Origin of the sequence: Pedobacter paludisoli (genome assembly GCF_052344095.1) — a bacterium.
Classification (GTDB): Bacteria; Bacteroidota; Bacteroidia; order Sphingobacteriales; family Sphingobacteriaceae; genus Pedobacter.
On record NZ_CP179926.1, the window covers coordinates 3,893,731 to 3,917,218 of the forward strand.

The 23,488-nt window shown below is 37.4% G+C and carries 18 protein-coding genes and 2 pseudogenes; 7 read left to right on the forward strand and 13 right to left on the reverse strand.

Translation table 11 applies throughout. The features are described from left to right. Positions 1-52: 52 nt before the first annotated feature. Positions 53-1,306 (forward strand): pyridoxal phosphate-dependent aminotransferase, encoded by a 1,254-nt coding sequence (locus ACJVDK_RS16030; protein ID WP_443937676.1) that lies wholly within the window; start codon positions 53-55, stop codon positions 1,304-1,306. A 77-nt stretch (positions 1,307-1,383) separates the two neighbouring features. Here ACJVDK_RS16030 and ACJVDK_RS16035 read toward each other — a convergent pair whose 3' ends face one another. From ACJVDK_RS16035 to ACJVDK_RS16050, 4 genes are all read right to left on the reverse strand, one after another. After that, on the reverse strand, positions 1,384-2,217 hold the full coding sequence (locus ACJVDK_RS16035; RefSeq protein WP_443937677.1) for an alpha/beta fold hydrolase: 834 nt from the start codon (positions 2,215-2,217) through the stop codon (positions 1,384-1,386). Positions 2,218-2,258: 41 nt separating this feature from the next. Then, positions 2,259-2,888 (reverse strand): hypothetical protein, encoded by a 630-nt coding sequence (locus ACJVDK_RS16040; protein ID WP_443937678.1) that lies wholly within the window; start codon positions 2,886-2,888, stop codon positions 2,259-2,261. Between the two features lie 80 nt (positions 2,889-2,968). Then, positions 2,969-3,547, reverse strand: coding sequence for a Crp/Fnr family transcriptional regulator (locus tag ACJVDK_RS16045; RefSeq protein WP_443937679.1), 579 nt, complete (start codon positions 3,545-3,547; stop codon positions 2,969-2,971). Positions 3,548-3,888: 341 nt separating this feature from the next. Further along, a complete protein-coding gene (locus tag ACJVDK_RS16050) occupies positions 3,889-5,469 on the reverse strand; it encodes a peptide chain release factor 3 (protein ID WP_443937680.1) in 1,581 nt (526 codons plus the stop codon). A 257-nt stretch (positions 5,470-5,726) separates the two neighbouring features. Between ACJVDK_RS16050 and ACJVDK_RS16055 the strand changes: the two genes are divergently transcribed. The 3 genes and pseudogenes from ACJVDK_RS16055 (at position 5,727) to ACJVDK_RS16065 (ending at position 9,107) form a co-directional block, all read left to right on the forward strand. Then, on the forward strand, positions 5,727-7,994 hold the full coding sequence (locus ACJVDK_RS16055) for a helix-turn-helix domain-containing protein (RefSeq protein ID WP_443937681.1): 2,268 nt from the start codon (positions 5,727-5,729) through the stop codon (positions 7,992-7,994). A 67-nt stretch (positions 7,995-8,061) separates the two neighbouring features. Then, a pseudogene (locus ACJVDK_RS16060) lies at positions 8,062-8,415 on the forward strand (GxxExxY protein). A gap of 74 nt (positions 8,416-8,489) precedes the next feature. Continuing rightward, positions 8,490-9,107 carry a SprT-like domain-containing protein gene (locus tag ACJVDK_RS16065; RefSeq protein ID WP_443937682.1) on the forward strand — a complete coding sequence of 206 codons (618 nt, stop codon included), beginning with the start codon at positions 8,490-8,492 and terminating at the stop codon, positions 9,105-9,107. Here the strand turns inward: ACJVDK_RS16065 and ade are convergent. The 3 genes from ade to ACJVDK_RS16080 are packed head-to-tail and all read right to left on the reverse strand — an operon-like array spanning position 9,104 to position 14,183. Then, on the reverse strand, positions 9,104-10,744 hold the full coding sequence (ade, locus tag ACJVDK_RS16070; protein ID WP_443937683.1) for an adenine deaminase: 1,641 nt from the start codon (positions 10,742-10,744) through the stop codon (positions 9,104-9,106). The two genes, ACJVDK_RS16065 and ade, sit on opposite strands and share 4 nt — an antisense overlap. A gap of 15 nt (positions 10,745-10,759) precedes the next feature. Further along, positions 10,760-12,736 (reverse strand): alpha-ketoacid dehydrogenase subunit alpha/beta, encoded by a 1,977-nt coding sequence (locus tag ACJVDK_RS16075; protein ID WP_443937684.1) that lies wholly within the window; start codon positions 12,734-12,736, stop codon positions 10,760-10,762. Positions 12,737-12,788: 52 nt separating this feature from the next. Then, positions 12,789-14,183 carry a LutB/LldF family L-lactate oxidation iron-sulfur protein gene (locus tag ACJVDK_RS16080; RefSeq protein WP_443937685.1) on the reverse strand — a complete coding sequence of 465 codons (1,395 nt, stop codon included), beginning with the start codon at positions 14,181-14,183 and terminating at the stop codon, positions 12,789-12,791. Between the two features lie 318 nt (positions 14,184-14,501). Between ACJVDK_RS16080 and ACJVDK_RS16085 the strand changes: the two genes are divergently transcribed. Further along, positions 14,502-15,374, forward strand: coding sequence for an AAA family ATPase (locus tag ACJVDK_RS16085; protein WP_443937686.1), 873 nt, complete (start codon positions 14,502-14,504; stop codon positions 15,372-15,374). Here the strand turns inward: ACJVDK_RS16085 and ACJVDK_RS16090 are convergent. Continuing rightward, entirely contained in the window at positions 15,349-16,245 is an 897-nt protein-coding gene (locus ACJVDK_RS16090; RefSeq protein WP_443937687.1) for an IS982 family transposase, read from the reverse strand. The two genes, ACJVDK_RS16085 and ACJVDK_RS16090, sit on opposite strands and share 26 nt — an antisense overlap. A 179-nt stretch (positions 16,246-16,424) precedes the next feature. Here ACJVDK_RS16090 and ACJVDK_RS16095 point away from each other — a divergent pair, with 179 nt between their 5' ends. After that, the gene (locus ACJVDK_RS16095) at positions 16,425-16,949 is read left to right on the forward strand and encodes a hypothetical protein (RefSeq protein WP_443937688.1); all 525 of its coding nucleotides are present in this window, start codon (positions 16,425-16,427) and stop codon (positions 16,947-16,949) included. Positions 16,950-17,022: 73 nt separating this feature from the next. Here the strand turns inward: ACJVDK_RS16095 and ACJVDK_RS16100 are convergent, their stop codons facing one another. The 5 genes and pseudogenes from ACJVDK_RS16100 to ACJVDK_RS16120 all read right to left on the reverse strand — a co-directional run. Beyond that, complete coding sequence (locus tag ACJVDK_RS16100) at positions 17,023-18,660, reverse strand: M28 family peptidase (RefSeq protein ID WP_443937689.1); 1,638 nt, start codon at positions 18,658-18,660, stop codon at positions 17,023-17,025. A gap of 33 nt (positions 18,661-18,693) precedes the next feature. Then, a complete protein-coding gene (gene rpiB, locus ACJVDK_RS16105; RefSeq protein WP_443937690.1) occupies positions 18,694-19,134 on the reverse strand; it encodes a ribose 5-phosphate isomerase B in 441 nt (146 codons plus the stop codon). Between the two features lie 45 nt (positions 19,135-19,179). Beyond that, positions 19,180-20,064, reverse strand: coding sequence for a twin-arginine translocase subunit TatC (gene tatC, locus ACJVDK_RS16110; RefSeq protein WP_443937691.1), 885 nt, complete (start codon positions 20,062-20,064; stop codon positions 19,180-19,182). 128 nt (positions 20,065-20,192) lie between these two features. Beyond that, the gene (locus ACJVDK_RS16115) at positions 20,193-21,413 is read right to left on the reverse strand and encodes an LVIVD repeat-containing protein (protein WP_443937692.1); all 1,221 of its coding nucleotides are present in this window, start codon (positions 21,411-21,413) and stop codon (positions 20,193-20,195) included. 826 nt (positions 21,414-22,239) lie between these two features. Then, positions 22,240-22,446, reverse strand: a pseudogene (locus ACJVDK_RS16120) (acetyl-CoA carboxylase biotin carboxylase subunit); the annotation flags it as partial. Positions 22,447-22,674: 228 nt separating this feature from the next. Here ACJVDK_RS16120 and ACJVDK_RS16125 point away from each other — a divergent pair. Next, on the forward strand, positions 22,675-23,331 hold the full coding sequence (locus ACJVDK_RS16125) for a hypothetical protein (protein ID WP_443937693.1): 657 nt from the start codon (positions 22,675-22,677) through the stop codon (positions 23,329-23,331). The last annotated feature ends 157 nt before the right edge of the window (positions 23,332-23,488 follow it).

Below are 23,488 nucleotides of genomic sequence, written 5' to 3' on the forward strand. Positions count from 1 at the left end.
TTTAATTGAATTTTTGTACCTTCGCAATTCAAATAAATATAAATATATAAACATGAAGGTATCTGTTTTAGCGAGCAGTTTAATAGGCTCGGAAATTATTAAGATTGGTAATGAGGTAAATGAAATGAAGCGCAAAGGTGCTAAAATTGCCAATTTAACAATCGGAGATTTCGATTCAAATATCTACCCTATTCCAGCCGAATTAAAAGCTGGCATTGTTGAGGCTTATAACCAAAATCAAACCAATTATCCACCAGCAGATGGTGTTTTACAGTTGCGCGAAACAGTTTCAACGTTGTTGAACGATCGTTTTGGTTTAGAATATGATGCCAACAGCATTTTAATTTCGGGCGGCTCACGTCCGTTAATTTACGCTACTTATTTGGCTTTGGTTGATCCAGGAGATACAGTTGTTTTCCCTGCGCCATCGTGGAATAACAATCACTATTGCCATTTAACTTCGGCAAAAGCAATTGCTGTTGAAACCGATGCAGCACATAATTTTATGCCAACAGCTGCTCAATTAAAATCACATTTAAAAGGGGCAACGATGTTGGCTTTGTGTTCGCCATTGAACCCAACTGGGACCATGTTCGATGCAGAATCCTTAGCGGAGATTTGTGATGCCGTTTTAGCAGAAAATGCAAGCCGCAGAGCAGACGAGAAACCTTTATATTTGATGTACGATCAGATTTATTCGTTGCTAACTTTTGGAAAAGAGCATGTTAATCCGGTAAGCTTGCGCCCTGCAATGCGCCCATATACAGTTTTTATTGATGGAAGTTCGAAATGTTTAGCTGCAACAGGCGTACGCGTAGGTTGGGGTTTTGGTCCTGCAGATATCGTGAATCGCATGAAAGCATTGGTTGGACACATGGGAGCTTGGTCGCCAAAGGCAGAGCAAGTGGCTATGTCGCATTATTTTAACGATAAAAATCAAGTAGATACGTTTTTAACGAGTTTTAAAGCGCAGATTCAAGATAGCTTAGATGCTTTATACAATGGATTTAATGCCTTAAAAGCAGAAGGTTTTAATGTAGAAGCAGTAGAGCCAATGGGCGCTATTTATTTAACCATTAAAATTGATTACATCGGGAAAACCACTCCAGAGGGACAAGTTTTGGCAAACAGCGCCGATGTAAATTTCTATCTAATTAAAGAAGCTGGGGCGGCGTTAGTGCCATTCTCGGCTTTTGGAAATGAAGAGAGTATGCCTTGGTTCCGCGCATCAGTAGGGGCTTGTACCTTGCAAGATATTAAAGAGATGTTGCCTAGAATTAAAGCAGCCTTAAGTAAATTGAAATAAGTACGCTGCATATAAAATGCATACAAAAATAGCTCGCCAAAATTTATTGACGAGCTATTTTTGTATTTGAGATAATTTTATTGATAATGACTCATTAAAATTCGGTTATACTCAGTTGGATTGTGTAACCAAGGCAAGTGGCCGCTTTTTTCTATGGTATGTATATAGGCGGTAGGGTATCTATTAATTACATGCTTTTTACTTGGGCCATAAATATCTTGTACACCATAGGTAATCGTAATTTTGTATTTAGGCGCCTCTTGTTTGTTTAAAAGCGGGTATTTTAGTATTTGCGGACGAGTTTTATTAATTGGGCCAGCCTTTATATTATCAAAATTCATTTCAATTTTTGATGCTGATTCGAATCCCTTATTGTAATTTTTTACAACAATTTCAAAAAGTCGCTTGTACGCATCGTCGCTTCCCATCATTCCCATAAGGCTATTGAATCCCATTTTAGACCATTCACCTTTTTCGCTTTTCGATTTATTAAACTGCATTACTTCCTTTTCGGTTTCCTTCCACTCGGTGTTGGTGCCCGAACTTGGCGAGCATAAAAATAAACTTTCTATTCTTTCAGGGGTCTTTTCAGCATAAATTTGCGCATATAAACCACCCCACGAATGGCCCCATAAATGAAATTTTGTTAAGTTATAAAACTTAGCTATGCTTTCAATATCACGTATGTAGGCATCCATCGAGTAATCGTTACTTTTGATTGGCGAATTTTTTGTGCCTCTTTGCTCAAAAGTAATAATTTGGTAACTATCTTTTAACTGGTTTATAGCTCCCATCATATCCATTGGTACGCCCGGTCCTCCATGCAAAACTAGGATGGTTTCTTTGGTGGGGTTTTTGTAAATGGTTGAAAAGAGTTTGTCTCCTTTATTATCAATTGTATTTGAAACCATCGTTGAATAATTGGATTTATAGTCGCCTGTTTGTGCTTGCGTTATTTTACTTGTTTTTTTTTTGAGCTTAGGATTCCTCCTATATTTACTTGTACAAAAAAAGCATTGGTGTGCGCTGAGTATGTTGAAGCAGTTTTGTTAATGCCAGCTTTCCAATTTTCTTTTTGATTGAATGTTTGGTTATATCCTATTTTAACACCATATAAAACTCCTGCATTATTTACATAATTAAAAGCTACTGCCGGGGTAATACCAAGATTGTTTTTAGTAAAGTACTCCGTATTGTTTGTTTTTAAATCTCCTTTTAAATATTTATTGTTCGACATAAGAAAACCTATTTGAGGTTCTAATTGAAACTTAGTTGATTTTAACACGTTGTAACCCACATTAATAGTAGTATTTAAACCCGAATAATCTAATTTATTAATTTCGTTTGATTTACTTCCATTTGAAAAGTAAAATTCTGTGCCTAAAAATAAATTGGCAAAGTAATAAGAACTTCCTGCTCCTAATGCAAAGGAGCTTAAACTTCCATCAATCTTGGTATCGAAGTCGGAGTGCAAATGATTAAATTGAGAACCCAAAACTGCATATAGTTTTAGCCCCTTGTTTGTTTGTGCTAATAAGCTGGTTGGTAATAATAAAAATAGTACGATTCTGATAATTTTCATTTTTTTTGAATTTTAATTAACTAACGATGCAAAGTTGAGTCAATTAAAATGCAATGCCATTATCATTTGATAAAATCGATTTATTGTTTGGCCAATTCGTTTCTTAAACGGCTAAATGAAACATTTGTGATGCCTAAATAGGAGGCAATAATACTATGAGAGACGAAATTTTCAAGATTTTGAAACTGTTTTCTGAATACTAGCAGACGTTCTTTTGCACTGTAAGAGCGAAATACCACTTCGTTGAAATGGGTTTTTGCTAGCTCTGCTTCTAAAATTTGCTGCCCAAATGCATGAAATTCTTTATTGTTGTGTCTTAAATTATCGAGTTCTTTTACTGGAATTTCTGCAAGTATTACATCTGTTAAAGATTGAAGACTAAAAATACTTTTACCATTTTGCGTTCTTGCAGAATGAGGGGTAACTACCGATTGACTCGAATAGAACCCCGTTGTAACTACATCGTTTTTGTTAGAAATGTTATACCGATGCAAAATCCCTGAAATTAATATATACTCTTGCTCGTTTTTCCTTCCTACCTCAAATATGTTGGTAAATTTTGGATATTCTTTTAGTTTAGACTTGCCTTTAAACAAATCTAAAGAAAATGATGAGGTGATGCCGAGCTTAACTAATAATTCATCTAATTCGTCTTTCATTTAAAGGGTTTTAAAATTCGTTTAGCTCTAACTTACTGAAAAGATTGGATATATTAATCTTCTCTACTTCCATCATCTGCCATTTGCACCATTTTAGGTTCAAATATGGCAATCACATCTACTAGCTCGGTTTGTGCTGTCATCACTTTGTGAATATCTTTATAAGCCATTGGAGCTTCATCTAAACCGGCACCAATTAAGGTAACGTTATGGTCTTTTAAAATTTGTATGTAGGTGATAGCACCATACCCCTCTGAAAATTAAAAGACAGCTTAGTGATAGCTTTGCTCAATATTAAAAAAACCTCACAGGTTTTTTAAAGCCTGTGAGGTTTAATATCGTTATTTAAACTCACTTGTTTTATGGAAATCGATATCCGGATAATCCTGTTTGGTTAAATTAATCATGTATTCGCTATCGGCTAAATAAACCGGATTAGCCTCTTTGTCGAAACCAATATGTTGTTGTTTCCGTTTCACAAATTCATCTAGCTTTTTTCTGTCTGTTGACGTTACCCAGCTTGAACGGGTATAACTCAGGGTGCGAAAACGACATTTTGCGCCATATTCGTGCTCTAAACGGAAATTGATTACTTCAAATTGAAGTTCGCCCACCGCGCCAATTACTTTTCTATTTCCGGGCTGCATAACGAATAATTGTGCAACGCCTTCATCTGTTAATTGTTCAATGCCTTTTTCCAATTGCTTGGTGCGCATCGGGTCTAAATTTTCAACCTCTTTAAAAATAGAAGGTGAGAAACTTGGAATTCCTTTAAATTGTAATTTTTCGCCTTCCGTTAACGTATCGCCAATTTTAAAGTTCCCGCTATCATACAGTCCTACAACATCACCCGGCCAAGCTTCTTCCACAATACTTTTTTCGTTGGCCATAAAATCCATTGGGTTGCTAAATTTCAATTTTTTATCCTGACGGGTGTGGTAATAAAATTTATTGCGCTCAAATTTACCCGAACAAATACGTAAAAAGGCAATTCTATCGCGGTGCTTAGGGTCTAAGTTAGCATGTATTTTAAACACGAAACCACTAAAATTTTTCTCTTCCACTTTTACATCGCGTTCCTCCGCTTCGCGGTGTTTCGGACTGGGTGCAATATCAATAAACGTATCCAATAGCTCCTTTATACCAAAATTATTGATGGCACTACCAAAGAAAACTGGCGCCAGTAATCCATCTGTATATAGTTCCTTATCGATTTTACCATAAATGCCTTCCACCAATTCAACATCATCTTTTAAGGTGTTTATTTCGGTATCTTTTAAATAATCTAATAACGAAGCATCGTTTAAATCACTTGCGGCAACCACCGAATCGGTTACTTTGGTTTTATCAGAATTAAATAAATTTAAGTGCTTGTTGTAAATACTGTACACACCTTTAAAAGTGTGGCCCTGACCAATTGGCCAAGAAAGTGGGCATAAACTGATGTTTAATTTTTCTTCAATTTCATCCAATAAATCGAAAGCTTCTTTACCCTCTCGGTCCATTTTATTGATGAAAATAATTACCGGAGTGTTACGCATTCTGCACACCGACATGAGTTTTTCTGTTTGCTCCTCCACACCTTTAACACAATCAACTACCAGAATAACACTATCAACTGCCGATAGGGTGCGATAGGTATCTTCCGCAAAATCTTTGTGACCAGGTGTGTCCAAAATGTTAATACGTTTGCCACTATATTCAAAGCCCATTACGGAGGTCGCAACCGAAATACCACGTTGTTTTTCAATTTCCATGAAATCGGAGGTATTGCTTTGATTTGCTTTATTTCGTTTTACAGCTCCAGCAGTATTAATGGCACCACCAAAAAGCAGAAATTTCTCTGTTAGCGTTGTTTTTCCCGCATCGGGGTGACTAATTATGGCAAATGTTTTGCGTTTTTCTATTTCAGGATTAAGCATACTAAATTGATAAAAAAAGGAACGATGAAACCCGGTTAAAGGAATTTAACAGCAATAAGATTTGTGTAGTTGTGTTTCATCAGGGCGCAAAGATATGAAATTAATATCGAATGGTTGTAAATGCTTTACGGCGATTGGTTTAGTTCGTGCAACCTGGTTCACTTGCGTTGCTAAGGGTATCAAAAATATTTTTAACTTCGTACTAGATTTATTAGTTTTAGGTATCCCGCCTATTTTTAGTTCAAAATTAAATTCCGATGCCAATTTTAGAGGAAACAGGTTTGCCAGCAGAAATTGCAGCAAAGTTTGTTAATTATACTTCCAAACATGTTTATTTAACTGGTAAAGCCGGAACGGGGAAAACAACTTTTCTACGTAAATTAATTAAACAAACACATAAAAAGGCGCTTATTGTGGCTCCCACCGGTATTGCTGCCATTAATGCGGCAGGGGTAACCATTCATTCGCTTTTTCAGTTGCCTTTTGGTGCTTTTCTACCCGATGCTGCTACACAAATGGTGGGGACCAACATTACCTTCAATTACAATACACCGCGGAGCATTGTGAAGCATTTAAATTTACAAGGCAACAAACGCCGCATGTTGCAAGAATTGGAACTGTTGATTATCGATGAGGTTAGTATGTTACGTGCCGACATGCTGGATGCAATCGATTTTGCCCTGCGTTATATCAGAAGAAACAGAAACGTACCCTTTGGAGGGGTACAATTACTCTTTATAGGCGATTTGCATCAGCTCCCACCTGTAGTGAAAAACGACGAGTGGAAAGTAATGGCCGCTTTCTACAAAAGCGTTTTCTTTTTCGATGCCTTGGCCCTTCAAAACAATCCACCCATTTACATTGAGTTGGATAAAATTTACCGGCAATCGGATACCGAGTTTATCAATTTGTTGAATAATTTGCGAAACAATACGATTACACCCCAAGATTCAGCGCTTCTTCAACAACATTTTAAAGAAGATTTTAAGCCAAAGGCGGATGAAAATTATATCACCTTAACTACGCATAACAGCAAAGCCGACACCATTAATCGCAATCAATTAAAAGAACTGGATGCGAAATTAATTTCTTTTGATGCGAAAGTTCAAGGCGATTTTAATGAATACGCTTATCCGAATGATAAGCATTTGGAATTAAAAGTAGGTGCCCAAATTATGTTTATCAAAAATGATCAAAGTTTTGAAAAACGATATTACAACGGTAAAATTGGTTTGGTTCATCACATCGAAAAAAATTTAATAGAAATTGAATTGCCCGATGAACGTCAGGTAATCTCCATTACACCCTACACCTGGGAAAATGTAAAATATACGTTAAATGAGGCCACCAATGAGATTGAAGAAAATGTGGTAGGTTCTTTTACCCAATACCCTATCAAATTAGCTTGGGCCATTACGGTGCATAAAAGTCAAGGTTTAACCTTCGATAAAGCGATTATTGATGTTGGGGATGCCTTTGCGGCGGGCCAAGCGTATGTTGCATTATCGCGTTTGAGAAGTTTAAAAGGATTGGTTTTAACATCGCAACTGCGAGATAGCGGATTAAAACAAGATCAAAATGTGCACTACTTCTCTAAATCGAAGGAATCAACCGATATTCTGACCGAGAAGATTAGTGATGAAAGTTATACTTTTATTTCGGAGTACCTACTTGCTGCGTTCGATTTAAACATTGTTCGGTATTATTTTAAGGAACATAGCCAAACTTTTGATAAAAGTGAAAAATCGACCAAGCAAAAGTACGATGAATGGACTTTTGCTTTATACAGCGATTTCCAAAAGATTAGTGCAACCGCTGATAGTTTTGTGAATCAACTTAAAAATATGTTGGCGCAGAAGACCGAACATACCTTATTCAATGTTTCAAAAAGAGTAGAGGCGGCATTAAAATATTTCAATCCCTTAATTAAAGAGGTTTCGGATAAGTTTTTACAGCAAATTGAAGCCATCAAAGAAGAAAAGCAGATAAAAACCTATTTGACCGAGCTACTTGAACTGGAAATATTGATTTATGAACAGTTGAAGAAAATGCATAAATCGAAAGCCTTGTTAGAAGCCCTGATTGAAGGCAAAGAATTTAGTAAGGCCGATACAGATAAGTTACTGAATACCGAACAACGGAACGAACAATTGCAGAAGGCACTTCAATTGAAAGGTGAAGTATTGAAAGTGAAAACGGCAACAGAGAAAAAAAAGAAAGATCCCAAGCCCGACACGAAACTGCTTACTTTTGAACTCTACAATCAGGATAAAACCATTGCTGAAATTGCCAAAGAACGCGGTTTGTCGGTTGGCACCATTGAAGGACATTTGGCCTATTATGTTTCTACTCAGCAATTGGAGGTGACCAAATTTGTGAAGGCAAATAAAATTAAAAACATTAGCGATGCGGTGGAAAACTTAAAGACAAAATCATTGACTAAGGTTCGAGAGTTTTTAGGGAAAGATTATTCGTTTGGAGAGATAAAAATGGTATTAGCATCTTTGTTTCCTACGGAGGAGTAAATAATGGATTTAAACCCAAAGCTTGCAAAGTTTCTAAACGAAAAGATTTGCAAAGTAAATTTTATCTATGGATGAGAATGAATTATCTAAGATTATAATTGGATTGGCTATTGATGTCCACAGCGCTTTAGGGCCGGGTTTGCTAGAAAGTGCAGACCAGCAATGTTTATTCTATAAAATTACCAAGGCTGGGTTATTTTTTTAAAAAGAAAAACCAATGCCGCTAGTCTTTGAATAAATAAGATTAGATTGTGGCTATAGAATTGATCTTTTAGTGGAGAGAAAGCTTGTTTTAGAATTAAAAAGTGTAGAAACTCTGAATGACGTCCATCTAGCTCAAGTGTTAACTTATATGAAATTGGGTAATTATAAATTAGGACTTTTAATGAATTTTAACACGGCGAAACTAAACAAGGTCTAAAAAGGATAGCAAATGGAATATAAAATTTTTGGTTACTTTGCGGAAAACTATGTGACCTTTGTGGTTAAGTTTGTATGAACGAAAAAGTTAAAGTTTTAGCGAATTACATGCCGGAGCAAGCTGCTCCAATCATTTCACGTTGGATAGATTATTTTCAATGCGAATTTAAAATCTCCAAAAATCGTGCGACAAAACTGGGCGATTATCGCCATCCATTTCGCGACAAAGGCCACCGTATTTCGGTAAATTTTAACCTCAATCATTTCGCTTTTTTAGTCACAACCGTTCATGAATTTGCCCATCTCTTAACCTGGAATGAGCATAAAAACAAAGTAAAACCGCACGGACAAGAATGGAAAAATAACTTTAAAAAAATGATGGTTCCATTTTTTGAGCTGAAGATTTTCCCGGAAGATATTCACCGTGCCATTGTAAATTACATGAGTAATCCGGCAGCTTCCAGTTGTTCTGATTTACATTTGTCTCGCGCATTAAAAAAATACGATGAAAGCAAAGTAGAAACCTTGCATTTAGAGCAGTTGCCCATTCATACCCAATTTAAAATTAAAGATGGAAGACGTTTTACGAAGGGTGAACGTATCCGAAAACGCTATCGTTGTGTTTGTTTAGACGATAAGCGCATTTACCTTTTTAATCCACTGGCTGAAGTTTTTTTGTCCGAAGCCCCTTAAACAAACTCAAAGGTATCTCCATCAAACAAACCTTTATCACTCAATTTTAAATGTGGGATAACCAATAAAGCCATGAACGATAAGGTCATGAAAGGAGCCTCTAAAGTGGAGCCTAGTTTTTTGGCAAATAAGTCAATTGAGGTGTAAGAGGCAGCCACTTCATGTCCATTTTTTGTACTCATCAATCCCGCAACGGGTAACGGTAAAACTTCGGCATTGCCTTTAGCAAACGCTACCAACCCGCCCGTTTCTTGAATAGTTAAGTTAACGGCTTCGCAAATGCTTTCATCATCAGCACCTACTGCTATAATGTTATGGCTGTCGTGCGCTACACTTGATGCAATCGCGCCCTGTTTTAACCCGAAGTTTTTGACAAATGAAATGGCAATTGGGGCATCATGATAGCGATTTACCACCACCATTTTTAATACGTCGCTTTCGATATCGCTAACCATATTTCCATCAATAATCTTAGGTTTGAAAGAAAGTTTATGGGTGATTAATTGGCCATCCAAAGCTTCAATAACTGGAATTTCGTTTTCTCCAGTATAGGGAAATTGGAAATCTGCTAGTGCCTTTGCACTGCATTGAAATTGATTTACGGATTCTTTTTCGCTTATTTCAGGAACCCAATTTCCAAGGGTTTGACCATTTTCTGCTAGCAATACTCCCTCAATATATGCTTGTTTTACCGTAAAATCCGTTAAGTTTTCAACTACAATAAAATCTGCAGGATGCCCTTTTTGCAGGTAGCCTACATCCAATTTATAATGAAGAATGGGGTTGATGCAGGCGGCTTGCAATACGTTAAACAGGGGAACGCCTTTGGCGATTGCACGTGCACAAAGCTTGTTGATATGTCCTAAAACCAAGCTATCTGGGTGTTTGTCGTCGCTGCAAAACATCATTCTCTCTGGCCAATCTTTCAGGAGGTCGATGAGTGCTTCAAAATTCTTGGCAGCACTTCCTTCGCGGATTAAAATTTTCATCCCGCGTTGTAATTTATCCAAGGCTTCGTCGGCAGTAAAGCATTCGTGATCGGTAGAAATTCCGGCATCAATATATTGTTGAACCGCATCTCCTCTTAATCCTGGAGCATGACCATCCACAGGTTTTCCCAAATCGTAAGCTGCTTTTATTTTTTTTAGCACTTCTTCATCTTTATTTAAAACCCCCGGAAAATTCATCATTTCACTTAGGTATTTTATTTCGGGGCGTGCTAAAAGCGCTTTTACATCTTCGGAGGTTAGTTCCGCACCGGCTGTTTCAAAAACGGTTGCGGGTACACAGCTTGGAGCACCGAAATTAAATTTGAATGGAACCGTGTTGCCACTTTCAATCATGAACTCTACTCCTTCGATGCCACAAACATTGGCAATTTCATGCGGATCGCTAATGGTAGCCAATGTTCCATGTACAATAGCCAAACGCGCAAATTCGCTTGGAACCAACAAACTGCTTTCGATGTGTACGTGGCTATCGATAAATCCCGGTAGGATAAAAGGGCTTTCTTCCTTTTGATTTCCAATTTTCGTCTGTTCAATTATTTTACCGTCTTTAACCTCCAATGTGCCAAAATAAATAGTCTGATTGGGGATGTCAACAAGGTTTCCTTCGATTTTAAAATGATTTATCATAGCGGTAAAGAGAAGTTAATAACGGATTAATTTATCAATCGTTTCAGCTAGGCGGGCATTGGCCAAGAAATTATCCTCCAGGCTTTTGTGCATGGGGATGGCGGTATCTAAGCTGGCGCAGCGCATGATTGGTGCGTCTAAGTATTCAAAGCAGTTTTCACTTATCCAGGCCGCTAATTCAGCCCCAAATCCACCGGTTAAGGTATCTTCGTGCAAAATCAGCACTTTCCCGGTTTCTTTAACAACATCTCGAACGGCTTCTTTATCCCAAGGCTGCAAGCTGCGTAAATCGAGTAAGCTGCAATCGCTTTGCGGATGCTCCTTTAAATAGTCTAATGCCCAATGTACACCTAAACCATAAGTGATGATGCAAAATTGAGAGCCTTGTTTAAGCTTGGCCGCTTTGCCAATTTCGGTAGTGTAGTAACCGTCGGGGATGGGACCAGTTAAACTTCGATATAAATATTTATGCTCAAAGAATAACACTGGATTAGGATCATCAATGGCCGCTAAAAGGAGGCCTTTGGCATCAGCGGGAAAGGCAGGATAAACAATTTTTAAACCGGGTGTTTTGGTAAACCAGGCTTCGTTACTTTGCGAATGAAAAGGGCCTGCTCCGGTTCCTGCACCCGTAGGCATCCGAACTACTACATCGGCCTTCTCGCCCCAACGGTAGTGGGTTTTGGCTAAATTGTTCACAATTTGATTAAATCCACAGGAAACAAAATCGGCAAACTGCATTTCCACAACCGCTTTATAGCCGTTAATGGACAACCCCAATGCAGTACCTACAATGGCCGATTCGCAAATAGGAGTATTACGAACCCGCACTTTTCCGTATAGATTGCTAAAGCCTTCGGTTATTTTAAAAGCGCCTCCGTATTCGGCAATATCTTGTCCCATTAAAACCAAGTTTGGATATTTTTGCATAGCGATGTTTAATCCATCGGTAATGGCATCTAAATACCTTTTTTCGGTTGTTTCATTCGATGGTTGATGAACCAATTGTTGATAGGGGAAGTACATGTCTTCCTCTTCTTTTTGCGCGTTTGCCCTAGGTTCCTCATCTAAGAAGGCATTTTCAATTTCTAGTTCAATATTCTTTTTGTATTTATTTTTAAGATCGACGATGTAATGCGGGCGTAAGATTCCTTGTTCCAGTAAATAATTTTCGAAATTACTAATGGGGTCTTTCTTGGCCCACTCTTCCAATAATTCTTGGGGGACATATTTCGTGCCCGATGCCTCTTCATGCCCACGCATTCTAAAAGTGAGGCATTCCACTAATACCGGCCGCGGATTTTTACGTATTTCCGTCGCAAGGCGATGAATGGTGTTGTATACTTCAAGGATATTGTTTCCATCGATTTGGACACCCTCTATTCCATAACCAACAGCCTTATCTACCAAGTTTTTACAGCGGTATTGTTCTTGGGTAGGAGTAGAAAGTCCGTATCCATTATTTTCGATAAGGAAAATAACAGGTAAATTCCACACTGCAGCCACATTCACGGCTTCATGAAAATCGCCTTCGCTGGTGGCTCCTTCGCCGGTGTACACCAAGGTTGCTTGTTGCTTTTGTGAGAGTACACTGGCCAACGCAATTCCATTGGCTAGGGCCATTTGAGGGCCTAGGTGCGAAATCATTCCAATTATTTTATGCTCTTGTGTGCCGAAATGGAAGGAGCGATCACGGCCTTTGGTAAAACCCGATATTTTTCCTTGCCATTGCCCCATTAATTTCTGAAGTGAAATATCTCGCGAGGAAAATACACCTAAATTGCGGTGCATGGGCAAGATGTATTCATCGCTTTGCATGGCCAGGGTGCTGCCTACTGCAATAGCTTCCTGGCCTATTCCAGAGAACCATTTGCCGATACGCCCCTGACGCAAAAGCTTTAACATTTTGTCTTCAATCATCCTTGGATAAAGCAGACGTTTGTAAAGATTTAAAAGAAATTGCTCGTCTTTATCGCCAGAGGTAAACTGCATGAAATTGACTATTGGTTTCTCGAATATACCACTTTCCGCTCAGGCAAAAAACTTAGGCTTCGTTATTAGGACCTTTTTGGCGTTCTTCCCATTGTTTGGCAAATGATTTATCGGCAACTTTTGGCATTTCGCGGTATTTACCCCAACTTTTTTTGAAGAAACGCTTTAAAAAGAAATTTTTAAACTTGCCTCCAAAAAAGTCCATCCATTTGCGTTTTTGCATCATTCGATTAAACATGCTCCAGCCCATTCCTTCAATTTTGCCGTTTTCATGAGCGGCGGCAGCATCGCGTCGGTTGAGGAGCAACATTTTATGAATGTCTATTTTTGCTGGGCACACTTCTGAGCATTTTCCGCATAAACTGGATGCATAACTTAAATGTTTAAACTCTTCCATACCCTTTAAATGTGGGGTGATAACCGAGCCAATAGGCCCACTGTAAGTGGTGTTATAGGTGTGGCCGCCAATGTTTTTATATACTGGACAGGCATTTAAGCAAGCGCCACAACGAATGCAGTACAAGCCTTGGCGTTGGTCTTTCTGCGCTAACAAATTGGTACGTCCGTTGTCGAGCAGAATAACATACATTTCTTCCGGACCATCGGTTTCATTCGCCTGGCGTGGTCCACTTAAAATAGAATTATAAACTGTTAAGTTTTGTCCTGTTCCGTGCGATGCCAGTAACGGCCAATACAATGCCAAATCGCTGAGAGAAGGAATCACTTTTTCGATACCCACAATAGCAATGTGGATTTTTGGAAAAGTAGTACTTAAGCGTGCATTCCCTTCATTTTCTGTTAAAGCAATGCTACCTGTATCGGCAATTAAGAAATTTCCTCCGGTAATGCCAATATCAGCATCCAAGTATTTATCACGTAATAATTCGCGTGCTTTTTGTACCAATTGAGGAGGGGTGGCATCAATTGGGGTATTAAATTTTTCGTGAAAAAGTTTAGCAATATCGGTTGCACTTAAGTGCATGGCCGGCGTAACAATGTGATAAGGAGCTTGGCCAAGTAGCTGAACAATGTATTCGCCTAAATCACTTTCTAGCGATTCAATTTGATTGCTTTCAAGAAAGTCGTTTAAATGAATTTCTTCGGTAGTCATCGATTTTGATTTGATGACTTTTTTACCGTTACTTTTTTTGATGATGTTGAGGATTTCTTTTTGTGCCTCTGCTGCGTCATTCGCCCAGATCACTTTTCCTCCCCGACGTTGGAAATTGGATTCAAATTCGGGGAGGAATTTATCCAGATTCTCCATTACCCGCCATTTAATCACATGCGCTTTCTTTTTAGATGCGTCCAAGTTTTCGAATTTAGATAAGCCACGTTCAACCGCTACATTGTATTTACCAATGTTGTAGTTAATGGTATTTCGGTGGGGGATATCAAAAGCTTTCTCGTCAGATTTTTCCAAAAATTCTTCTGCAGTCTTCATCATAGTTTCAAAGATATAAAAACAACAAGGAGTTTATCTTTACAAAACACAGAATAACAGTCATGGTAGCTTCAAAAATGCTGGTTTTTTTCAACAAAGGAGCGGTTTGTTAAGAAAAGCGCCTAATTACACGTGTCTGGTGCATCATGTGAAGAAAAGATGTTTTTCGTTTTATTTTCTATCCACAGCCAAAAGTATGTATTTTTTGATACTTTTGGCTGTGGATAATTTTTTATCCGCAGCCAAAAGTGTATATTTGTAATAGGTTTTGGCTGTGGATAAAATATTTTTTCGCTAAGAAGCTTATTAAATTAAGTGAAAATGGAAAATCTTATTGGTAGAATAGTTGAAAAGAACATTCTTTTAGAAACACTTGAATCCAGTTCGGCAGAGTTGATTGCTGTTTATGGTAGGCGTCGGGTTGGGAAAACATTTTTAATCCGATCGGTATTTCAAAAGCAATTGGTTTTTGAACTTTCGGGTGTACATAATGCAAATGTAACGGAGCAACTTCTTAATTTTAGTACGGCATTGGGCGATGCAATAGGGAGCCAATTACCCATTGCCCCACCAAAGAATTGGACAGAAGCATTTAGGCAACTTCGTGAAGCGATTACGCCGATTCTTAAGCGAAGAAAAGCAGTTATTTTTTTCGATGAATTTCCATGGCTTAGTTCACATAAATCGGGCTTTCTTTCTGCATTCGAATACTTTTGGAATCAATGGGCATCGCAACAACCAAATTTAATTGTTGCTATTTGTGGTTCTGCTGCAACTTGGATGATTAAGAAAGTGGTGAATAGTAAAGGGGGATTGCACAATCGCCTAACGCGGAAAATTCGTTTGTTGCCTTTTTCATTGCAAGAGACCGAACTGTATTTACAAAACAAAGGCATATTGCTTGATCGGTATCAAATAGTGACTTTCTATATGGCAATGGGAGGTGTTCCGCATTATCTTAAAGAGTTAAAAAAGGGTGAAAGTGCTACCCAGGCGATTGATAGGCTGTGTTTTACCAAAGATGGATTGTTGTCTACTGAATTTGCGAATCTGTACCGCTCTTTATTTGATCATGCGGATGTACATATTTCTGTGGTGAGAGCTTTGGCTGATAAGCCTTCGGGCATGACTAGAAAAGAAATTATTGATACTTGTAACCTGAACTCGATTAATAAAACACTGCCAATTGGTTAGTTTTGACCGTTTCATATTTTAAAGAAGGCTTTTTAGGAAGAAAATTATACGCAATTATTCCAGCAATAATATTTGATAAAAAGTTCGTAAATGAACGATGTCTTGAATGTTCAATTTGGCATATATTTTTAAGTTCATCATTAACGGTTTCAATTATGGACCGTTTACGAAGTAAAATTTTATCACTCATTTGCATTAAACTGTTCTTCATATTGTTGCGAATATTTGTAATTAGCTGGATTCCGTCAACAAACAATAACTGAGTAAGTTTTTCGCTTATGTACCCTTTATCGCCAAATAATTTGCCAAAAATAGCATTTAAAAAGCCTTCGTTTTTTAATGGTTCTCTATCGTCAACATTGGCTTGAGTTACCGCAAAGCTTAACAATTCGCCCTTATCATTGATAATAATATGGAGTTTAAAGCCATGAAACCATCCCATTGTGGATTTTCCTGTAGCGGCTGTATCTTTAAAAACCTTATTTCTATTGATTCTTTTATTTTTGCATATTCTAATTGGTGTTGAATCTACAAAGGAAATTCCGGTACATTTTCCCAAACAACAAGTTTTTGCAAAAATGGTCATTGGTAAAAGAACACTCTGCATTAATTCTAAAAAACGATTATACGAAACGGTATTTGGAAATTCATTTTGCATATGTTTTTGAACATAAAAAACGTAATAATGCTTGAAACAACGAAAACCACTAAGATGAAAAAGCAAGTAGATTGTAATTACTTCTGATTTTGACATCACAGAAGGACGTTTAGAAGGCTTTCCTAGTAAAAAAGGTTGTGTCGTTTTATCGAAATCTTTACAAAACTCATCAACTATAGAGAAAATATCAGTAATTTTATCAAAACAAATCATAAGGCGAAATTCGGTTAAATATTTGATTGTCAGAAAATTAAATATACTGAATTTTGCCTTTTTTCGCAATATTTTCAGCCTGAATTATTAATCGAGTTCAGGTTTGTAATTTACAGAGTGGGGGAAGCACAACTCTTTTGCTAGAGGAATTGGTTGAATCGGGTTTTATAACCTCGTATTTGCCTTTTCAAAAAAAAGTAAAGGACAGTATTTATAAGCTTAGCGATGAATATAGTTTGTTCTATCTTAAGTTTATAGAAAATTCTCGCGCTGCTGGAGCGGGTACATGGATTAAAAAATCGACTTCTTCGTCGTGGAAAAGTTGGAGTGGCTATGCTTTTGAAGGAATATGGTTAAAACACATCGATGCAATTAAACATGCCATGGGAATTTCAGGAGTATTTACAGAAGCATCTGCTTGGCGAAGTACCTTAAAGGGGGATGGCGCTCAAATTGATTTATTACTTAATAGACAAGATATGATTATTAGTGTTTGTGAAATGAAATTTTCGAATACAGAGTTTGTTATTGATAAGACCTATGCGGCCGAATTGCAGCAAAAGCTTACTGTGTTTAAACAAAAAAGTAAAACAAAAAAAACGGTGTTTTTAGTGATGGTGACTACGTATGGTGTTAAAAGCAATGTGTATTCAACCGGTTTGGTGCAGAACCAAGTTACATTGGAAGATTTATTCTCGGTTTAGTATTAAACCGTAGAACCATACAAGCATAAAAAAGCCTTCTGAGAACTATCAGAAGGCTTTTGATTTTGGGTATTTATTTCGTTTTTGGATGACCCGCGCCGTCCATATCAACTGCTGGGCGTTTTGCTCCATTGGCTAATTCCCAAGCGGTGAAATAGGTTAGTTTTGCTCTTTTTGCCAACAATGGGAAGTTGATTTTACTTACTTCATCACCCGGTTTGTGGTAATCTTGTTGCAACATACCATCGTAATAGAAAATGATTGGAATGCCTAATTTTGCAAAGTTATAGTGGTCTGAACGGTAATAAATACGCTCTGTATCTTTCGGATCATCGTATTTATAATCTAATTTCATTTTGGTATATGTAGCATTTACTTGCTCACTCAATTTGCCAAGCTCGCTACTCAACATGTTTGAACCTACTGAGTAAATATAATTTGCCGAATCAGGTTTGCCCAAATATTCTTCACCAATACGACCAATCATGTCGGTATTTAAATCAGCAATGGTGTTTTCGATTGGGAAAACAGGATGCTCCGAATACCAATCCGATCCCCATAATCCTTTTTCTTCACCTACTACTGTCATAAATAAGATACTTCTTTTCGGGCCTTTCCCCGCTTTTTTAGCATCCATAAATGCTTTAGCCATTAATAAAACGCCTGTAGTACCCGAACCATCGTCGTCCGCACCGTTGTTGATTTTATCTTTTGCATTAGGATCGGTTTCTAAACCAATGTGATCGTAGTGGCCGGTTAAAACCAATACTTCTTTTTTCAATACCGGGTCTGAACCTTCTAAATAACCCAATACATTTTCGCAACGCACAGGAACTTCAGCTTTGGTTGCGCTTGCTGAAAATGGAATATTTAATACCAATGACGCAGGGGCATTGGCACTTAAAATTTTCTTTTGTAAATCAGCTGCCGTTGTATTGGCCGATTTTAACAATTCATTTGCCAGAGCCGATGAAACCGATACACGCGGGGTCGCGTTTAGCTTCAAGTTTTCTAACATGCTGTTGGTTTTTACCAACACTTGGCCATCGTTTAAGAATTTTCTGTACGAATCGGTTAAACGATCAACCGTAGGGTCGATCATAATAATTCCTTTTACGTGTTTTTGTGCAAAATATTCAGCTCTTGTTTTGCGGATTTCCATCATTGCTGTACGATCCATCCGTTCTCCCGCTTTTAAAGTAGGATCGCCATTGATATACATCATGACTACTTTTCCTTCGATGTCTACTCCGGCAAAATCATCGTAGCTACCTTTTTTTACGCCAAATCCAACAAATACAATTTCATTGGCTGAGAAAGTAAATTCATTTTCAACAATGGAGTTTGGATAAACGATGTAATCTTGAAGGTTGGTTTTAGGTTGGCCATTAACGGTAACATGGCTTTCTTTTAAGCTTAGATTAACCAAATCAATTTTTTGGAAATAATCTCCGTTAACTGGGCCCTTTAAGCCGATAGATTTGAAATAGTTACGAATGTAATCGGCCGCCATCCAAGCACCTTTTTTACCAGTTTCTCTTCCTTCGTATTCGTCAGATGCTAAAATAGAAAGGTGTTTGTAGGCATTATCGGGATTGATGGCTTGACTAAACTTGATGGCTGTTTCATTTTTTGCAAGTGGTTTAACTTGCGCAAAACACCCCAAGCTCAGAAGCGAAGCCGTTGCAAGTGATAAGAAATTTTTGTTCATAGTTTTTTATGAAGTTTATAATTAGTTGTTTGTTTAGCACATTATTTTATCTACCCTGTTTTGATGCCGTCCGCCTTCAAATGTAGTAGATAAAAATGTTGTTGTAATTTCTTTCGCTTGTTCAGGAGTGGTAAATCTAGCAGGTATACACAATACATTTGCATTGTTGTGTAAACGAACCAACGTAGCTACTTCTTTATTCCAACACAATCCTGCACGGATATGTTGATGTTTATTGGCTGTAATGGCAACGCCATTGGCCGATCCACAAAGCAAAATACCGTAGGTAAATTCGCCACTTTCAACCGCCGATGCCACGGGGTGTGCAAAGTCGGGATAATCTACAGAGTCTAGCGAATGTGTGCCAAAATCTTTCACTTCGTATCCTGACGATAAAAAGTCTTTTAACAGTTCTTTGTATTCAAAACCGGCGTGGTCTGCACCGATTGCTATTTTAATTGTTGAACTAGCCATTTTCAAATTTATTTAGAATTAAGGGAAGTATTTGTACTATTTTTGTTAGCTATTGTAAAAGGCAGCTTCTGCTTTTTGTTTTTTACGGTAAATATAGGCCGAAACAAAAATACTAAGTTCATATAATAAAAACAGCGGTGCAGCTACGATTAACATGGTCATAATATCTGGAGTAGGTGTAACTACAGCCGCAATAATTAGAATGATAACGGTAGCATATCTTCTGCTCGAGCGCATTAATTTTGGCGTCATCAATCCCAATTTCGACAAAATAAAGATAATGATAGGCAATTCGAAAATAATCCCGGTTCCCAAGGTTAAAGTCGCAACCGATGAAATGTATGAATCGATTGAGAACATATTCTTAATTTCGCTACTGGCATCGTAACCGGTTAAAAAGTTAACAGAAAGCGCACAAACAATAAAATAGCCAAAAAGGATACCGATTATAAACAGGATTGAAGCAAAAAACACAAAACCACTAGCCGATTTACGTTCGTTTTCGTGAAGTGCTGGTTTTACAAAGCGCCATATTTCCCATAACAAATAAGGGAAGCCCAATACAATCCCCACCATTACACCCACATTTAACTGCAGGTTAAATTGTCCGGCCATCTCGGTGTTGATAATCTCGCCGTTAATTTTGGTTATGCACATATCTTGCCCCAACGACGGATACTTTTCAACCAATTTACACATCATCCGGTAGGTCCAGAAATCAGGTTTTTTAGGGCCGAAAATTATTTTATCAATAATCTCGTCCATAAAATAAAATGCCCCGCCACTAAAAACGGCAATGGCTATTACGGCGCGTATTAAATGTTTGCGTAGAACGTCTAAATGATCAAAAAAGGACATTTCCGCTTCCATCGTTTTCCCCTTTTGCGTAACTGCTTTTAATAGCGACGATCTTTCTTTTGTGTTGCTCATGTTGGAAACAAAAATACTATTCTAAATGAATTGAATGGTATTTTTGTGGTAAATATCAAAATATTTATATTCAGATGAGAACAGCTATAAAACTGGACTGAAATTCTGGTTCTTCTTGTCTGAATTTATTAATACAGGGAGTTTGTATTTAATCGGATAAGGCTTAATTGACTTAGATTGGATGGATTGGAATAATTAAACTGATAAACGCCCTCCTCACCGGTAACGATTAATGATTTTGGTCCCGCAATCACATCGAAACTTTTAACAGTTTTTAAATGTTGAAGCAGATTATCACTAATTTTCAACTTATCGGCGATGTTAAAGCTTTTTAAGCCAAAGTCTCCTTCGCATAAGAACAAGGTATTGTTGCTTACACTTAAGCCATGTGGATTTTGCATCGGAAATACTGCAACTTGGGTAGGCTTGGTTAAATCTTCGATGTTCACAACTTCTAGTTGATTACTTCCTCGTGCACAAGTAGTGCCTGTTCGTAAAGTTACGTAGGCGTATTTCCCTTGAACAACAACAGGGTCGCAGGCAAAAGCATGACTGTAAGTGGATAGTTTTACCGGGTTTGCCGGATTGCTTGCACTGAAAATATGCATGCCGGTATTGGTGCCAATAAATAAATTGTTTTCGTAGGGAAAGATGGTTTCAACACCCCAGCCTAGGTTAATCGCTTTTACGAACGAAGGATCGGTAGCGGTGTTTACATCAAATAGATTTAGGGCAGAATTGCTAACGGTGTAAAGGTAACCACTAAGCAAGGTGAACCGTGCCATGGAGCCTCCTTGACCTGTAGAGCTTGAGTAAGCCGCTGAGCTGGCATCATTGTATACCATGTTTTTGTTATAGTTTGCTTTGTTAACAAGGGTATCTTTATAGCAGGTTACATAATTTTGGTTACCAAAGCCGAGGAATTGGAACTGTGTAAAAACATCTTTCACTCTTTTTACTTGTTTGGCATTGGCCGGATTTGAAATATCGAAAGCAAGTAGATCGATGTAACTATCGGCATATAAAATATTGTCTTTTATGGCGATGTCTACATTACCAGGTACTTGCAAAAAGGCCAAGTTAACGGGCGTACTAGGATTGCTGTTCCGATAAATATGAATGCCTTTGTACGGTTCGTTGATGAATAGATAGTCGTTATAAATGTATATTTTTCCTGTTTTTTTAATTTTTTTCGCTTTGCTGAGTCCAACTGGTAAGGCTCTCATTTGCGCAACCGTGATGCTTTTAGCAATGGTAATTTCTTCGAAATCATCGGAGTTTTTTTTACAGTTTGAAAAGCCTGCTAGTAGCAGCAGCAGGACAAGGCCGTTAAGTAATGCTTTTTTCATAGGTTGTTTTTTCATTAAAACGAACAACACTGTTAAAGTGCTACAGTTTAGAATATTAAAATTTTAGATCCTGCTTTTGAACGTTTTAATCTGAGCTTGATTATTAATTTGGCTTTTTGAGAATTAATCTTGTGAGATTGTTTCTCCGAATGCTCCTATCGTGTGGACAGATCTTTGCGGTTTGTAATTGGACAAATCATTAGCAAAGTAGGATTTAATGAAATAAACGATTTCTTCATCGCCTCTTCGGCACCGACCTCCTTCTTTTTCTTGCTAAAAAACGAAGCAAAAACCGATAGCAAGTCAATTGCTGAGCTCATGAACACCGATAAAACAGCGACAAGGTGTGAATAAATCAAGGCTTGGATCTGTTGTTGAATAAAGCTAGCAAAAGCTCAATAGCGATAATTTGAGGCCTTTCTTTCGCTCTTTCCTCTACTCGGTTGCAAATTCTCTTGGTCATTCGGGATTTGAATGGAGTTGCACAGCTTTTACTGCTTTCTTCGTGCAATCCCGAATACTCGGGATGTACCCCGAGTAGTGGGTTAAGGAAAATCTTGGTTACAGAAAATATATTCCCCACAAAACCTAGCGAGGTCGTTTTTGTTTTGAGAACAGGTATTGATCGCAAAGCTGCCTAGCTGGATTGACAAAGGCTTTTGTTTCTCAAAAGTAAATTTCCTACTGGCAGGCAAGCCTAGCGCCAGCGAGAAAGATGAAATTATTAAGCTAACTCACTTTTTAGAATCTAAAATCACCTTCTTCTAAATAAAAAAGGCGATTCAAATTTTGAATCGCCTTCAGTCCTATATATTTTTAACTTTGGTTATTTCGCAAATTCGAACGTTTCCATAAATTTAGTGGTAAAGTTACCGGCTCTAAAATTAGGGTCTTTCATTAATTGTAAGTGAAAAGGAATGGTTGTTTTAATGCCTTCGATCACAAATTCGCTCAATGCACGCTCCATGGTACAAATTGCTTCTTCGCGTGTTTGTGCAACACAAATTAATTTCGCAATCCTTACATTAGTGTTTTTTTGAAAAAGTTTGTCATTATTATTATTATTATTGGGTAATCATCAACCAAATCCCTATTCGCTCTCATGAAAAATCTGTTTATTAATTTAAGCAAATGTATTTTTTGTATTTTTAATTTGCATGCATCATTTTGCAAGGAAAAGCCTGTTAAGTTTGATTTTAGTGAAAATTAAAACTTTAATTCTTAATTAATTTACGCCAATTACAATCCCTAATTTATAATCATGAAAACAGTAGTAGCTTTTATTTTATTCTCCATATCATTGAGTTGTTTTGGTCAGGAAAGTAAAAACCTTAATCTTAAAAAAGACATGACCTATGATAGTGCGAATAAATTATATTATAAAATTACGCAAGATCAAGATTTTCTCTATTTCGAAGTTGTAAAAGATGAAATGGCAACGAAGGTCCTTTCGCAGGGAGGTATTCGATTATTTTTTAATTTAGAGGGTAAAAAGGATACTTTGGGCGTTCCTACTATTCAATTTCCGGTTTATACAAAGGGCAAGGTTCAAGATAAACGATTTGACAAGCTTATTCTTAAAAGCTTTACTGGTATTCCAGAAACTGAAATGCCCAAATACAATGAATACGGAGTAACTGCTGAAGCCGAGTATATTCAAAATTATAATCAAGATAGCAATTCTAATAAAAAGGATCTTTTTAAAAGTAAACTCAGCATACCGCTTAAATATTTTGATAAATCGACTAAAAAAATAGCCATACAAATTTTGTTAAAGGGGTTTAGAACAGTGGCACTTCCTCCAGGATCGGTTTCACCAGTGCAAGTTTCAACTTCAACAGCATCAAAAGAGGTAACAGATATGTTCTTGGATTCGGATACTTGGACTCATTCGTGGATTATGTATGATATAAAGTAGCATGTAGTTAGATGTTTGTTTATAGCTTTTGATAATTAAAAATTTGCTGCTTTGTCAAAATTTTTGCTTTCTTGTTTTCTAGTCTTTAGCAGTGTTTTTAACAAGGTATTGGCTCAAAAAACTGTTCCTTTAGTTAGTCGAAATGTATCTGGAGTTA

Excerpts from the sequence above, each read along its gene's own strand:
- ACJVDK_RS16050 (WP_443937680.1), bottom strand. The coding sequence starts at position 5,469 with ATGCTTAATCCTGAAATAGAAAAACGCAAAACATTTGCCATAATTAGT.
- ACJVDK_RS16030 (WP_443937676.1), top strand. The coding sequence starts at position 53 with ATGAAGGTATCTGTTTTAGCGAGCAGTTTAATAGGCTCGGAAATTATT.
- ACJVDK_RS16085 (WP_443937686.1), top strand. The coding sequence starts at position 14,502 with ATGGAAAATCTTATTGGTAGAATAGTTGAAAAGAACATTCTTTTAGAA.
- ACJVDK_RS16100 (WP_443937689.1), bottom strand. The coding sequence starts at position 18,660 with ATGAACAAAAATTTCTTATCACTTGCAACGGCTTCGCTTCTGAGCTTG.
- ade (WP_443937683.1), bottom strand. The coding sequence starts at position 10,744 with ATGATAAATCATTTTAAAATCGAAGGAAACCTTGTTGACATCCCCAAT.
- ACJVDK_RS16125 (WP_443937693.1), top strand. The coding sequence starts at position 22,675 with ATGAAAACAGTAGTAGCTTTTATTTTATTCTCCATATCATTGAGTTGT.
- ACJVDK_RS16055 (WP_443937681.1), top strand. The coding sequence starts at position 5,727 with ATGCCAATTTTAGAGGAAACAGGTTTGCCAGCAGAAATTGCAGCAAAG.
- tatC (WP_443937691.1), bottom strand. The coding sequence starts at position 20,064 with ATGAGCAACACAAAAGAAAGATCGTCGCTATTAAAAGCAGTTACGCAA.
- ACJVDK_RS16090 (WP_443937687.1), bottom strand. The coding sequence starts at position 16,245 with ATGATTTGTTTTGATAAAATTACTGATATTTTCTCTATAGTTGATGAG.
- ACJVDK_RS16040 (WP_443937678.1), bottom strand. The coding sequence starts at position 2,888 with ATGAAAATTATCAGAATCGTACTATTTTTATTATTACCAACCAGCTTA.
- ACJVDK_RS16080 (WP_443937685.1), bottom strand. The coding sequence starts at position 14,183 with ATGATGAAGACTGCAGAAGAATTTTTGGAAAAATCTGACGAGAAAGCT.
- ACJVDK_RS16065 (WP_443937682.1), top strand. The coding sequence starts at position 8,490 with ATGAACGAAAAAGTTAAAGTTTTAGCGAATTACATGCCGGAGCAAGCT.
- ACJVDK_RS16115 (WP_443937692.1), bottom strand. The coding sequence starts at position 21,413 with ATGAAAAAAGCATTACTTAACGGCCTTGTCCTGCTGCTGCTACTAGCA.
- rpiB (WP_443937690.1), bottom strand. The coding sequence starts at position 19,134 with ATGGCTAGTTCAACAATTAAAATAGCAATCGGTGCAGACCACGCCGGT.
- ACJVDK_RS16035 (WP_443937677.1), bottom strand. The coding sequence starts at position 2,217 with ATGGTTTCAAATACAATTGATAATAAAGGAGACAAACTCTTTTCAACC.
- ACJVDK_RS16045 (WP_443937679.1), bottom strand. The coding sequence starts at position 3,547 with ATGAAAGACGAATTAGATGAATTATTAGTTAAGCTCGGCATCACCTCA.
- ACJVDK_RS16075 (WP_443937684.1), bottom strand. The coding sequence starts at position 12,736 with ATGCAGTTTACCTCTGGCGATAAAGACGAGCAATTTCTTTTAAATCTT.